We start from the raw sequence: 12768 nt of genomic DNA on the forward strand, positions 1-12768 counted from the left end.
GGGCATCTATCTGGAAGGTTAGGCAGATATGGCTACCAAGCACCCGTCCACGCGGCCGGCAAACCCGCGTTTTTCTTCTGGCCCCTGTGCCAAGATCCCCCAGTATTCCCTGGATATGCTCGCCGACGCTCCGCTCGGCCGCTCGCACCGTGCCAAGGTCGGCAAGGACAAGCTGAAAGCGGCCATCGAGGGCACCCGCGAGATCCTGGGCATCCCCGCAGACTACAAGATCGGCATCGTGCCGGCCTCCGACACCGGCGCCGTTGAAATGGCGATGTGGTCGATGCTCGGCGCCCGCAAGGCCACCATGGTGGCGTGGGAAAGCTTCGGCGCGGGCTGGGTCACCGACGTGGTCAAGCAGCTCAAGATCGACGCCGACGTGAAGACCGCCGAGTATGGCGAGATCGTCGACTTCGCCGAGATCGACTTCGACACCGACGTCGTCTTCACCTGGAACGGCACCACCTCCGGCGTGCGCGTGCCGAACGGCGACGCGATCCCCGCCGATCGCGAGGGCCTGACGATCTGCGACGCCACCTCGGCGGCCTTCGCGCAGGACCTGCCCTGGGACAAGCTCGACGTGACCACCTTCTCCTGGCAGAAGGTGATGGGCGGCGAAGCGGCTCATGGCATGCTGATCCTCAGCCCGCGCGCCGTCGAGCGTCTGGAAAGCTACACCCCCGCCTGGCCGCTGCCGAAGATCTTCCGCCTGACCAAGGGCGGCAAGCTGATCGACGGCATCTTCACCGGCGCGACGATCAACACGCCCTCCATGCTGGCGGTCGAGGACTACCTCGTGGCGCTCGAGTGGGCCCGCAAGGTTGGTGGCCTGCCGGAGCTGATGAAGCGCGCCGACACCAACGCCAAGGTGCTTTGGGATTTCTGCGACCGCAACGACTGGATTGCCAACCTGGCAGAGGACCCGGCGACGCGCTCGAACACCAGCGTGTGCCTCAAGTTCACCGATGACCGCATCCAGGACGGCGCGGCCTTCGCCAAGGCGGTGGCCAAGAAGCTCGAGGATTACAACGCCGCCTACGATGTCGGCGCGTATCGCGATGCGCCTGCCGGCCTCCGCGTGTGGTGCGGTGCCACCGTCGAGGCGTCGGATGTCGAGGCGCTGACCCTCTGGCTCAAGTGGGCTTTCGAGGACGTGCTCGAAGCGCAGACCGCGACCGCGTGATCCGCAAGGGTGGGCGATGCGCCCACCCGACCCCCAAAAGAATACCTGAATGACAGTGCGGAGCGGGCCCGAGCGTCCACCGCTTTCTCTCATCATATCCAAAGGACAAGCCCAATGGCCCCCAAGGTTCTCGTTTCCGACAAGCTTTCCGAAACCGCCGTCCAGATCTTCCGCGACCGCGGCATCGACGTTGATTTCATGCCCGATCTCGGCAAGGACAAGGACAAGCTCGCCGAGGTGATCGGCCAGTATGACGGCCTCGCCATTCGCTCGGCCACCAAGGTGACCCCGACCATCCTCGAGCACGCCACCAACCTCAAGGTCGTGGGCCGCGCCGGCATCGGCACCGACAATGTCGACAAGGACGCCGCGTCCAAGAAGGGCGTGATCGTGATGAACACGCCGTTCGGCAACATGATCACCACCGCCGAGCACGCCATCGCGATGATGTTCGCCGTGGCCCGCCAGATCCCCGCTGCCGACGCCTCGACCCAGGCTGGCAAGTGGGAGAAATCCAAGTTCATGGGCACCGAGCTTACCGCCAAGACCCTCGGCGTGATCGGCGCCGGCAATATCGGCGGCATCGTCTGCGACCGCGCCCGCGGCCTGAAGATGAAGGTCGTGGCCTACGATCCGTTCCTGTCGGAAGAGAAGGCCGCCCAGATGCAGGTCGAGAAGGTCGAGCTCGATGAGCTGCTGCGCCGCGCCGACTTCATCACCCTGCACGTGCCGCTGACCGATGGCACCCGCAACATCCTCTCGAAGGAGAACCTCGAGAAGACCAAGAAGGGCGTGCGCATCATCAACTGTGCCCGCGGCGGTCTCGTCGACGAAGCCGCTCTGGCCGAGCTGATCAAGTCGGGCCACGTGGCCGGCGCCGCCTTCGACGTGTTCGCCGAGGAACCGGCCAAGGAGAACCCGCTCTTCGGTCTGCCGAACGTGGTCTGCACGCCGCACCTCGGAGCCTCGACCACCGAGGCGCAGGAGAACGTCGCCCTGCAGGTGGCCGAGCAGATGTCGGACTACCTGCTCACCGGCGCCGTCAGCAACGCGCTCAACATGCCCTCGGTGACTGCCGAGGAAGCCAAGGTCATGGGCCCGTGGATCAAGGTGGCCGAGCATCTCGGTGGCTTCATCGGCCAGATGACCGAAGAGGCGGTGAAGGCGATCAACATCACCTATGACGGCGAGGCCGCCACGATGAACCTCGAGGCGCTGAACTGCGCGCTGATCGCGGGCATCATGAAGGCCAGCAGCCCCGAGGTGAACATGGTCTCCGCGCCGGTCATCGCCAAGGAGCGCGGCATTCAGATCGCCACCACCCGTCAGGAACAGTCCGGCGTGTTCGAGGGCTACATCAAGGTCGCCGTGACCACCGAGAAGCGCGAGCGCTCGATTGCCGGCACCGTGTTCTCGGACGGCAAGCCGCGCTTCATCCAGATCAAGGGCATCAACATCGATGCCGAGGTCGGCGAGCACATGCTCTACACCACCAACGAGGACGTGCCGGGCATCATCGGCAAGCTCGGCACCATGCTGGGCGAGCACAAGGTCAACCTCGCCAACTTCACCCTCGGCCGTTCGGCGCAGGGCGGCGAGGCGATCGCCATCGCCTATCTTGACGAGGCCATGGACGCGTCGGTGGTCGATGCGCTCAAGGCGACCGGCCTGTTCCGCCAGGTGAAGCCGCTCGAGTTCGACGTGGTCTGATCCCCGGATTGCCAAGGGAACCATCGCGACGCCGCCCCTCGGGGCGGCGTTTTGCGTTATGGGGCAGCGGGGGGCGGCCGCGAACGGCGCTAACATTTTCCGGAGGCCCGGTTGCGCTGCGCTGCGGCAGACGGCATCTAGATGGGGACGAAAAGGACTGACATCATGCAACCCATCTTCGCGATCGGCGACATTCACGGCCAGATCGATGAGCTTATCAAGGCGCTGGAACTGACCCTCAAGGACGAGGCCGCCGGCGCGCCCATCGTGTTTCTCGGAGATTTCGTTGATCGTGGCCCGGACAGCCGGGGCGTGATCGACTTCCTCATGGAGGGGCAGGCCGAGGGCCAGCCCTGGACCTGCATCATGGGCAACCATGACCGTTTCCTGTTGCGCTATCTCGAGAACCCCGCCTACCAGGATCCGCAGGTCAGCCGGCCGCTGCTCTATACCGATCCGCCGATCGGTGGCGACAAGACGCTGGCCTCCTACGGGGTCGACATGGACGAGCGCCGCAAGGCCGAGGAGATTCATGCCGACGCGCTCGAGGCGGTTCCGCAGGCGCATCGCGACTGGATCGCCGCGCTGCCGCGGATGCACGAGACCGAGGAGCAGATCTTTGTCCATGCCGGCCTGCGCCCGGGCGTGGCGCTCGACGAGCAGGTCGAGGACGACCTGCTCTGGATCCGCAAGCCGTTCCTCGAGCACACGGGCGATTTCGGCCGGCTCGTGGTGCACGGCCATACCGCGCTCGACCTGCCGCAGCTCTATCCGAACCGGCTCAACATGGATGGCGGTGCGGGCTATGGTCGCCCGCTCTACCCGGCGGCGCTACTGGGCCGCGACGCCTTCCTTCTCGGTCCCTTCGGGCGCGTCCGGCTTTAGGGCGCACCACGCGTCATACTGCGACAGGAACACCCGGCCCGAGAGATCGTGCAGGAAGTGCGAGCGTTGCAGCCGGTCCATCACCGGACCCTTCACCTCGGTGAGGTGCAGGGTGATGTTCTGCTCGGCGAGGCGGCGGTTCAGCTCCTCCAGCGTCTCTAGCGCGCTGTGGTCGACCTCGTTCACGGCGGGGAACATCAGCACCACGTGGTCGAGCTTTTCGCATTCCGCCACCCGCTCGAGCACGTAGTCTTCGAGGAAACGGGCGTTGACGAAGTAGAGGCTCTCGTCCACGCGCAGGGTCAGCACGCCAGGCAGGGTCTCGACCTTGTGGCGCAACACGTTGCGGAAGTGCTGCGTGCCCGGCACCAGCCCGACCTCGGCCACGTGCGGCTTCGAGGTCTTGTAGAGGTGCAGGAAGATCGACAGCAGCACCCCCGCCGAGACGCCGACCTCGACGCCGACCAGCAGGGTCAGCACGATGGTGGCGGTGACGGCGGTAAAGTCGACCTTGGAATAGCCCCAGGTCTTCTTCAGGATCGAGAAGTCGACAAGGCTCAGCACGGCGACGATGATGGTGGCGGCCAGCGTCGCCTTGGGCAGGAAGAACAGCAGCGGCGTGAGCACCAGAGTCGCGATGCCGATGCCGACGGCGGTATAAGCGCCCGCGGCGGGGGTCTCGGCACCGGCGTCGAAATTCACCACCGAGCGCGAGAAGCCGCCGGTGACCGGGAAGCCGCCCGAGATCGCAGAGGCGATATTCGAGGTGCCGAGGCCGATCAGCTCCTGGTCCGGGTCGATGCGCTGGCGGCGCTTGGCGGCCAGCGTCTGGGCGACCGAGACCGACTCGACGAAGCCGATGATCGAGATCAGCACCGCGGGCAGCAGCAGCGTCTGCCACATCGAAAGGTCGAAGGACGGGGCCGAGAGCGGCGGCAAGCCGGTGGGCACCTCGCCCACCAGCCTCACACCGTGATCACCGAGGCCGAAGGCCCAGGCGACAAGCGTGGTCACAACCACCGCCGCGACCGGGCCGGCCTTGGCGAAGATGTCGGCCATGCGCGGTCCGAGGCCCGCCTTGCGCAGCAGCGGCTTCAGGCCCTTGCGGACCCAGAACAGGAAGGCGGTGGCCGAGACGCCGATCACCAGCGTGATCAGGTTGGTCTCGCCGATATGCTCGAAGATCGAGATCACCAGCTCGACCAGCGTGTGGCCGCCCGCGTCGATGCCGAAGATATGCTTGAGCTGCGAGGCGGCAATCAGCACGCCCGAGGCGGTGATGAAGCCCGCGATCACCGGGTGCGACAGGAAATTGGCAAGAAAGCCCAGCTTCAGCATGCCGAGCAGTGTCAGGAACACGCCCGAGATGAAGGCGAGCGTGATCGCTGCAAGCGCGATGTCGCCGGGCGTGGACAGCCCGAGCTGTCCGATGGCCGCCGCGGTCATCAGCGAGACCACCGCCACCGGGCCCACCGCCAGCGCCCGCGAGGTGCCGAAGATGGCATAGGCCACCAGCGGCAGGATCGAGGCGTAGAGCCCCATCTCGGCGGGCAGGCCGGCGAGCAGCGCGTAGGCCAGCGATTGCGGGATCAGCATGATCGTCACGATCACCGCCGCGACGAGATCGGAGGTCGCGGTGTCGCGGTTGTAGACCCGCGCCCAGGTCAGGATCGGGAGATAGCGGAAGAGCGTCTCGCGGGTGGGGCGGGGCATGGTCATGAAAGCTGTCCTGCGGATCGGTGGCAGAAAAGGCGCCCGGGGAGAGTCGCCCTGTTGGCGCTAGATATATTCAATAGATAGAATTTGTGAAGGGGGGAATGGAATAACAGGGTCACGGTTCCTCGATAGGAGGGAAATCGGCCCCGGATCAAGTCCAGAGCCGGAAAGGTGTTCTTTGGGCGTCCGGCGCGGCTCAGCCAGCGGTGACCTTCTCGGGCCGCGCCATCCATTCCTTGCCGCGCAGCATCGCCTTCCAGTAGACCGGCGGCAGGATCTGTTCCTTGAGGAGCCACGCGGCGCGGGTCGGCTTGGTGCCATCGAGCAGCCATTTGGGGAAGCTCGGCAGCAGCGCGCCGCCATAGCCGAACTCGGCCAGCACGATCTTGCCGCGCTCGACGGTAAGCGGGCACGAGCCGTAGCCGTTGTAGACCGCGTGAGGCGACAGCCCGTCGATATCTGCAGCGACGTTCTCGGCCACGATCGGGGCCTGCATCCGCGCGGCGGCGGCGGTCTTGGCGTTGGGCGCGTTCATCACGTCGCCAAGGCTCCAGACATTGTCGTAGCTCTTGTGGCGGAGGGTGTTCTGGTCGACATCGACCCAGCCGGCGGCATCAGCCAGCGGCGAGACGCGGATGAAGTCGGGCGCGGTCTGCGGCGGGCAGACATGCATCATGTCGAACTCCACATCGATGGTGAACGGCTCGCTGTCGGGCGTATTGACCGCGAAGGTGGCTTTCTTCGCCGGGCCATCCACCGCCACGAGGTTGTGGAAGAAGTTCAGCGAGGCGTCGTAGCGCTTCACGTAATCCATCAGCGCGGGAACGTAATCCTTCACCCCGAAGAGCACGCCGCCGGCATTCATGAACTGGATGTCGATGCGCGGCAGGATGCCGGTGCGGTACCAGTGATCGCCCGAGAGATACATCGCCTTCTGCGGCGCGCCGGCGCATTTGATCGGCATCGGCGGCTGGGTGAACAGCGCCGTGCCGCCCTTCAGCCCCTTCACCAGCTCCCAGGTATAGGGCGCAAGATCGTAGCGGTAGTTGGAGGTGACGCCGTTCTTGCCCAGCGTCTCGACCAGCCCTTCGACCTTGGCCCAGTCGAGCTTGAGGCCCGGGCACACGATCAGGCGCTGGTACTTCACCACCCGGCAGCCATCGAGGATCACCGCGTTGTTTTGCGGCTCGAAGGCGGCGACGGCGGACTTGATCCAGTGCACCCCCTTGGGGATCAGGCTGCCCATGGTGCGGGCGGTGGTCTCGGGCTCGAAAATGCCGCCGCCGACCATGGTCCAGCCGGGTTGGTAGTAGTGCACGTCGGCCGGGTCGAGCAGGGCGATCTCGAGATCGGGCTTGCGCGCCTTGAGGCTGGCCGAGACGGCAATGCCCGCGGCGCCACCGCCGACCACCACCACGTCGAAACTGGCGTCGCCGGTGTCGGTCGGGGTCTTGCCGCCGTTGACGATGCGCCGCACCACGCCAGCCATGTCGTAGCCGGCCTGCTTGGTGGCCATCAGGATGCGTGCCGGCGCCATCTGCCCGGCCTGGCTCAGCGACCACAGCGTTGCCGAGCGTGTGCCTGTGCGGCAATAGGCAAAGACCGGGCCGGGCAGCTCGCGCAGGGCACGGCCAAAGGCCTCGGCGTCGGTGTCCTGAACCTTGCCCGAGATCACCGGCAGGTAGCGTGTCTCGAGGCCCGCCGCCTTGGCTGCCGCCTCGATCTCTTCAAAGCCCGGCTGATCGGCACCTTCGCCGTCGGGGCGGTTGCAGATGATCGAGCGGTAGCCGGCCGCCGCGATCTCGGACAGGTCCGACGCCGCGATCTGCGGCGAAACCGTGAGGTCGTCGTTGATTTTGCGGAATTCCAAGGCGCGTCTCCTCCAGCACGGGAATCAGGGCAGTGGGGTCTTTTACATTCATTGTTGTGAATTTGTCATGCGTTGTCACGTCGCATGGCCTCCCGTGCTGGTGAGGGCGCCGTCCAGGCGGCTGAATAGGCGCGCGCGTGCGGCCCCAGAAACGAAAAACGCCGCCCCGAGGGGCGGCGTTTCGCGATACCGAAAGGCGTGGGCTCAGAAGCCGAGGCCTTCGTATTTCTTCTTGAACTTCGACACGCGGCCGCCGGTGTCCATGAGGCGCGAGGTGCCGCCGTTCCATGCCGGGTGCACGGTCGGGTCTACGTCGAGCGACAGGGTGTCACCTTCTTTGCCCCAGGTGGTGCGGGTCTGGTAGATGGTGCCGTCGGTCATCTTGACGTCGATGACGTGGTACTCGGGGTGGATGCCCTTTTTCATGACGTCGCTCCTTATGCGCCGGCGCCGGCGAGCGGCTTGTAGTTGGTGTCTTCCGCGATACGGGCGGATTTGCCGCGACGCGAGCGGAGGTAGTAGAGCTTGGCGCGACGGACACGGCCGCGGCGCACGACGGTGATCGACTCGATGTTGGTCGAGTACAGCGGGAACACACGCTCCACGCCTTCACCGAAGGAAATCTTGCGAACGGTGAACGAACCCGCGATGCCCGAGCCGTTCTTGCGGCTGATGCAGACGCCTTCGTAGTTCTGCACACGGGTACGGGTGCCTTCGGTCACCTTGTAGCCGACGCGCACGGTGTCGCCGGGCTTGAAGTCGGGGATATCTTTCCCCAGGGCGGCAATCTGTTCCGCCTCGAGCTGTGCGATCAGATCCATCTGACCTTCTCCTTATTCTTCACGGTTTTCCCGCGGGTGATGTCCTGAGCAGAGCTGTGCAGGCACAGATGCGTCGGCTGTTCTTTGTTTTGTGGCGGCGCTCTGCGGCAGGTCTGCCGGCAGCTCGGTCACCAATATCCAACGGCCCCGAGTCGCCCCGAAGCCGTGAATGCGCCCTGTTAAGCCGCCTTGGCCCGCAAATCAAGGGGTTTCAGTGGGGGGCGGGCCGGCTCAGCGCTTGCCTTTCGGGGCCTCGGCCAGCGCCCGTTCATGCGCCTCCCAGAGGTCAGGGCGCCGGGCCCGGGTGATCTCTTCCGACTGCTGGCGGCGCCATTTCTCGATCTCGCCGTGATGGCCCGAAAGCAGCACCGGCGGGATCTCGTGGCCCTGCCACTCGGCGGGGCGGGTATATTGCGGATGCTCGAGCAGCCCGTGCGAGAAGCTCTCCTCCTCGATCGAGTCTGCATTGCCGAGTACGCCGGGCAGCAGGCGCACGGTGGCGTCGAGCATCGCCTGCGCGGCCAGCTCCCCGCCGGTGAGCACGTAGTCTCCGAGCGAGACCTCCATGACGCCGTAATGGTCGAGCACCCGCTGGTCGAGCCCCTCGAACCGGCCGCAAATCAGCGTCACGCCCGGCGCCTGCGCCAACCGGCGCGCCATCGGCTGGTCGAAGCGTCGTCCCCGCGGGGACAGGTAGATGATCGGCGCAGCGCCCGAGATCTTGCGGCGCGCGGTCTCGAGGGCCCGGCCCATCACGTCGGGGCGCAGCACCATGCCGGCACCGCCACCGGCTGGGGTGTCGTCGACATTGCGGTGCTTGCCCTCGCCGAAATCGCGCAGGTTCACCGGGTCGAGCTGCCAGATCCCGTCCTGCAGCGCCTTGCCGGTCAGCGACAGGCCGAGCACGCCCGGAAAGGCCTCGGGGAAGAGGGTGATGACTTGTGCCGTCCAGGCGCGGGCGAGCGCCGGGCGATCGGTCATCAGCTCACGCGGCTTGAGGCTCGGGCGGATGGTTTTGCGACCATGGGATTTGGGTGTCTCGCTCATGCGCCTCCTGTAGCCGCACCGGCGGGACGGCTCAAGCGGCGTGCTGTGGCGCAATCTCGATATAGTGCTCGAGGCGCGGCGGTGCGATCATCCGGCCAGCGCGAAGATCCCAGTTGTCGCGGGGGCGCGGGGCCTCTCCGTGGGACGTGGCGAAGATATCGGTCGGGTCGGGCCAGCGCGGCTGCCCGGTCTGCTCTGCAAGCGTGTCGAGCTGGGACGAGAGCGCCGATGCCGCCCGGCTTGCTTCATCCGCATCCTTCGGCACAAATCCAAGCGCCTGCCCGGTGTAGCGCCCGGCATTCCAGCCCCGGATCACGCTGCACAGCCCGCCGAGCCACTCGGTCTCCCCGTTGCGCAGTGCGATCGTGATGCGGCCCGCCTCGGCGATGCGGCTGAGATAGAGCGCGACGCTGGCGCGCTCGCATCCCGGTTGGCGCGCACACCAGAGCGCGGCGCGGGCCTGCTCGGGGTCGGCGAGGTCATGTTCGGCAATCACCTTGTGCCATAGGTCGGGGTCGGGGGCAGTCAGTGCGCGCAGCGCGTCGACAAGCGTGTGTCCTTTGCCCGGGGCGGTCTGCTTCCAGGCCATCCTCGTGGCGCGGAAGGCGGCCCTCTGACGTTCGAAACGTTGGCGGCGTGCGTCGATCTCGAGCACCCGGTCGCGGATCGCGAGAACCACGTCGGGCTTGCGAAAGCGCTGCGCCAGCTCGCCTGCACGGCAGGGGTCGGCGGCGATCAGTTCGCGCAATTGCCACAGGGCCTGGAGTTGCCTGTCATCCAGCTGTTCGACGGTCTCTGCCCGCCAGGTGTGCAGGATGCGCCCGAACACCCTGCTACGCACCGCCGCGCGGGTTTCGGGCTCATGCAGTGCCGTGGGATCCCGCCGCCCGTCGGCTGCCCGAAGGAGGACGCCGAGCTCCTTGCGCATCGTGGCAGGGGGCGGGATGTCGCGCGGCAGGCGCCGATACGCCCGCGCCGTCAGAAGGCTGGGCGCTGCCGCCGCTGCCGCGCGCCTATCGAGGCGCGGCAGCCTTGCTGCGGACAGGCCAAGTGCCGTCACCACACCGATGCTCGAGAGGATCGTGACCTGCATCATCACCGGCAGATCGGCCCGCTGATGCAGGATCAGAAATAGCAGCGCCGACGTTGTCGCGACGCCATACCAAAGCACACGTTGAATCGCCGGGACCATGAGCGCCCCCTTTTTGTCAAAATCCAGTCTCAAATTGATTTTGATTATGGCGAATTATTGCCGTTACGGGGAAGTTTTCTTGATCTGTTTACCAATTCGTAACGATTAGGGGCTCTTGACTCTGTTTGTTTGCGATTCGACGCAGATTTTTCTTCGCGTCGCGCAGGTTTTCCTCGCTGAGCGCGCTGCGGTTGAGCGCCAAGAAGACCTCGTCGAGCCCGGAAACCGGCTGGGCATTCACCGGCGGGAGAATCGCCAGAGCGTCTCGAATCTCAGGAACTAGGGCGAAAAGGTCGAGCAGAGGCGCAAGCGGCCCCTCCCTTCGGTCTCGGCTGAGATCGAGCGATTCTGACATCACACGTGCCGGAGCCACCGCTTTGGCCACGGCCTCGACGGTCCCGGTCAGATCCGTGGCCACCTCTGGTCGGGTGGCGTAGAGGTCGAGATCATCGGTCAGCCGTGTGCTGCGCAGGTTTTGCCACCATGTCGAGCGCAGCCAAGTATCGCTGTCCCGGGTCGAGAAGAAAAATATGAGATCGAGATTGTCTCCGAAGCGGTGGCGCGCGTTCTCGGCAATCACCGACATGATCCGTGGCGCCGCGTGATAGCCGGGACGGCGGCGGCGGCCGGGCAGATGACCCGACAGATCCTCGGAGGACATCAGAATCGGGCGCGGGTCGTCGCGCTCGATCCGGCGAAAGAAACGCATGGCGTAGCGCCCCACGGCGTTCAGCGCGGCGTCGTCTTCCGGGGCGGCGCAAAACGCCCGCGTGGCCTCGGTCAGGGCGTCGAAATCCGCCTTGAGATAGACGCGCAGATGCGGCTCGAGCAGCGCCCGGTTGGCACGGAGTGTGCTTTGGACGCTGGTGGTCCCTGTCTTGTGAAATCCTGCGTGAATGACCACGCGGGTCATTCGAGCAGGCCCTCCGGCGGATCGGCGACGATGCGCCCCGAGGCCAGATCCACCGTCGGCACCGCCTCGCGGGTGAACGGCAGCAGGACGGTCTTGGACTGGCCCGGCGCCGTCAGTTCGAGCAGGTCGGTGGCGCCATGGTTGAGCACCGCCTTGACGCGGCCAAGCTCGGCGCCGCCGGTATCAAAGACCGCAAGGCCGATCAGGTCGGTGTGATAGAACTCGTCATCGGGCAGGGTGGGCAGCCTGTCGCGCGGGGCATAGAGCCCGGTGCCACGCAGGGCGTCGGCCTCTTCCTTGCTGCGCACGCCCGAGAGCCGCGCCGCGAAGCCGCCCTTCACGGGGCGGGTGATCTGCACTTCGAAGCTGCGGCTGCCATCCTCGGTGGTCAGCGGTGCATACTCGACCAAAGCCTCGGGCTCGGCGGTGAAGCTCTTGAGGCGTACCTCGCCGTTCACCCCGAAGGCGCCCGCAATCGTTCCGACACAGATGGTTTCGCTCACACTGGCCTCGCTCATGCCCGGTTTACCGCGCTACTGGATAGACCAGAGCCGCAGCGCTTGGCAATCGACGCCAACTCAGAAGTTCAGGCGGATCACCCGGATGACGCCGAAGCGCACGCTCCACTGGTCCTGGGCGCCATCGTCGACGATCGGGCTGTCGGCGGCATCGTTGAGCAGCGAGCGATAGGTCACGCCCCCCTCGAGGCCCCAGTCGCGGTTGATCTGATAGCGCGCGACGAACTCGGCCCCGGCGCCCAGCAGGCCGCCGTCGGCATCATAGGCCGGGCGGTCCGAGGTGGCCTCAGAGGCGGAGACGCCGAAATAGGTGTCTGCGACCTCGTCATTGCCCCAGTAGAGCCGGGGGCCCATGCTCAGGCGCCAGTCGCTCGTGGGTCGGGTGATGAAATCGAACCCGGCCTCGCCGACCCAGCCTTCGTGGCCGCCGAAACCGCGGCGCACATCGGCATAGGTGCGGTAGTTCTCGGCGGTGTAGCCCACGCCGATTCCCAGCTCGACCGCCGCGTCGATATCGTCCATGCCGCGCAGGCCGTCGTATTCCGAGGAGTCGCGCTCGCCGATGTAATCGAACGAGCCATGCACGTCGAAGCCGCGGAAGTCGTTCCAGGCGTCGCTGTCGCCGAAATCGAGCCCGTCCGAAAGGCGCAGGCTGTGGAAGCGGAAGCCGAGATCGGGCACAACGCTATACTCGTCCGAGCCCAGGTATTCCGGTGCCATGCCGATGCCGCCGCGCAGGCTGAAGACAAAGCCACGCTGCCGCGTGCCCTGGCTCGACAGCGCCGGGGAGGCGGTCGTGTCAGACGCGTTGTCGAGCAGCGATGTCACCTCCTGAGCGCTGACCATGGCGGGCGCGGCAAGCAGGGCAAGCGCAACAGCGGTTGCGGTGCGGAAGGTTGTCATCGGGCGGCTC

The 12768-nt window shown here is 66.1% G+C and carries 12 protein-coding genes; 3 read left to right on the plus strand and 9 right to left on the minus strand.

Annotated features, from left to right (window positions below; all coding sequences use genetic code 11):
• The first annotated feature begins 28 nt into the window (after nt 1-28).
• The 3 genes from JF542_RS13545 to JF542_RS13555 all read left to right on the plus strand — a co-directional run bounded on the left by JF542_RS13545 (nt 29) and on the right by JF542_RS13555 (nt 3778).
• On the plus strand, nt 29-1183 hold the full coding sequence (locus tag JF542_RS13545) for a phosphoserine transaminase (protein WP_207076232.1): 1155 nt from the start codon (nt 29-31) through the stop codon (nt 1181-1183).
• 114 nt (nt 1184-1297) lie between these two features.
• Entirely contained in the window at nt 1298-2893 is a 1596-nt protein-coding gene (serA, locus tag JF542_RS13550) for a phosphoglycerate dehydrogenase (RefSeq protein ID WP_207076233.1), read from the plus strand.
• Between the two features lie 165 nt (nt 2894-3058).
• Entirely contained in the window at nt 3059-3778 is a 720-nt protein-coding gene (locus tag JF542_RS13555; protein WP_207076234.1) for a metallophosphoesterase family protein, read from the plus strand.
• Here the strand turns inward: JF542_RS13555 and JF542_RS13560 are convergent.
• The 9 genes from JF542_RS13560 to JF542_RS13600 all read right to left on the minus strand — a co-directional run bounded on the left by JF542_RS13560 (nt 3725) and on the right by JF542_RS13600 (nt 12758).
• Nucleotides 3725-5497, minus strand: coding sequence for a SulP family inorganic anion transporter (locus JF542_RS13560; RefSeq protein WP_007796589.1), 1773 nt, complete (start codon nt 5495-5497; stop codon nt 3725-3727). The genes JF542_RS13555 and JF542_RS13560 overlap by 54 nt on opposite strands.
• A 193-nt stretch (nt 5498-5690) precedes the next feature.
• Entirely contained in the window at nt 5691-7364 is a 1674-nt protein-coding gene (locus JF542_RS13565) for a bifunctional protein tyrosine phosphatase family protein/NAD(P)/FAD-dependent oxidoreductase (RefSeq protein ID WP_207076235.1), read from the minus strand.
• A 204-nt stretch (nt 7365-7568) separates the two neighbouring features.
• Nucleotides 7569-7790, minus strand: a complete 222-nt coding sequence (gene rpmE, locus JF542_RS13570) for a 50S ribosomal protein L31 (protein ID WP_007796595.1) — start codon at nt 7788-7790, stop codon at nt 7569-7571.
• 11 nt (nt 7791-7801) lie between these two features.
• Complete coding sequence (gene rplS / locus JF542_RS13575) at nt 7802-8185, minus strand: 50S ribosomal protein L19 (RefSeq protein WP_007796597.1); 384 nt, start codon at nt 8183-8185, stop codon at nt 7802-7804.
• 231 nt (nt 8186-8416) lie between these two features.
• Nucleotides 8417-9232: a tRNA (guanosine(37)-N1)-methyltransferase TrmD gene (gene trmD, locus JF542_RS13580; RefSeq protein WP_007796599.1), complete on the minus strand. Its 816-nt coding sequence runs from the start codon at nt 9230-9232 to the stop codon at nt 8417-8419.
• 31 nt (nt 9233-9263) lie between these two features.
• Nucleotides 9264-10424: a hypothetical protein gene (locus JF542_RS13585; RefSeq protein WP_207076236.1), complete on the minus strand. Its 1161-nt coding sequence runs from the start codon at nt 10422-10424 to the stop codon at nt 9264-9266.
• 88 nt (nt 10425-10512) lie between these two features.
• Nucleotides 10513-11337: a hypothetical protein gene (locus tag JF542_RS13590; protein ID WP_207076237.1), complete on the minus strand. Its 825-nt coding sequence runs from the start codon at nt 11335-11337 to the stop codon at nt 10513-10515.
• Nucleotides 11334-11855 carry a ribosome maturation factor RimM gene (gene rimM, locus JF542_RS13595; RefSeq protein ID WP_207076238.1) on the minus strand — a complete coding sequence of 174 codons (522 nt, stop codon included), beginning with the start codon at nt 11853-11855 and terminating at the stop codon, nt 11334-11336. Before rimM ends, JF542_RS13590 begins: the two co-directional genes overlap by 4 nt.
• 60 nt (nt 11856-11915) lie before the next feature.
• Nucleotides 11916-12758 (minus strand): MipA/OmpV family protein, encoded by an 843-nt coding sequence (locus JF542_RS13600; protein WP_007796610.1) that lies wholly within the window; start codon nt 12756-12758, stop codon nt 11916-11918.
• Nucleotides 12759-12768: the final 10 nt, after the last annotated feature.

Source organism: Salipiger bermudensis, from assembly GCF_017309175.1.
GTDB classification, from domain to species: Bacteria; Pseudomonadota; Alphaproteobacteria; order Rhodobacterales; family Rhodobacteraceae; genus Salipiger; species Salipiger bermudensis.